This is a genomic window from Chromohalobacter sp. HP20-39 (assembly GCF_033052815.1).
GTDB lineage: Bacteria > Pseudomonadota > Gammaproteobacteria > Pseudomonadales > Halomonadaceae > Chromohalobacter.
Window position 1 is genome coordinate 1 of sequence record NZ_JAWHTP010000039.1, and the last position, 844, is coordinate 844.

At 61.6% G+C, this 844-nt stretch carries 2 protein-coding genes; both read left to right on the forward strand.

The annotated features are described in order from the left end of the window. The coding region (locus RVY79_RS16720; protein WP_317465599.1) for a hypothetical protein at positions 1-391 on the forward strand (391 nt) is incomplete at its 5' end. An 8-nt stretch (positions 392-399) separates the two neighbouring features. Then, the coding region (locus RVY79_RS16725; protein ID WP_317465600.1) for a hypothetical protein at positions 400-844 on the forward strand (445 nt) is incomplete at its 3' end.

Sequence of the window (844 nt, forward strand, 5' to 3'; positions counted from 1 at the left end):
GGAGACCATGCGACCCTTCATCGAGCCGATCATCAATGCATGGAAGAGCATCTTTGACTTCATCATCGGTCTCATCAGGCAGGTTGCCTCGTTCCTGCATCTCGATTGGCTGGTTGGTGGCATCGATAAGGCGCTCGTGCACGCCTACACAGATTCCGTGGCGCGCGACAACGCGGCTTCATACTCAAATGAGGGTTACAACCGTGGCCCGCGCGGGACTTACGTTCGTCCCGCCGAGCAGAAGCCCATCGTGCTCAAAGGCGATGTGAACATGGATGGCCGCAAGGTGGGCACCGTTATGTGGAATCAGCTTGGAACCGAGCTGGGACGCCCACAGACCGGCCCCGGCACTTTCGACCCCGCCGCATCCCTGCGCCCCTCAGCACTGTGACCTGATCCATGCCAGACCTCATCCTCCAACTCGGCGATTTCCAGTTCCAGCAGCAGGAAATCCCCGAGTCGATCCCGGTCGGTGGCGAGCAGGCGCTTGCTGTGCACCGCCTCGTCGGCGGCGTCAAAGTCGTCGACGCCATGGGCGGCTTCACGCGCCCAATCTCGTGGTCTGGCTGGTTGCTCGGTGAGAGCGCGCTGGTCCGCGCGCGGCAGTTGGACATGATGCGTGAGGCGGGAGAGCCACAACAACTCACGTGGTCGGAACTGGACTTCGTGGTAGTCATCCGCGATTTCCGCGCGGACTTCCAGCGCTTCTACCAGATCCCGTACACCATCACATGCGAGGTGGTGCAGGATCTGACGCTGTCAACCGCCGGCCTCGGAGAGCCTGGCATCGACGACCTGATCTCGGGCGACTTGGGCACAGCGTCAGGCCTGATGTCATCGATCA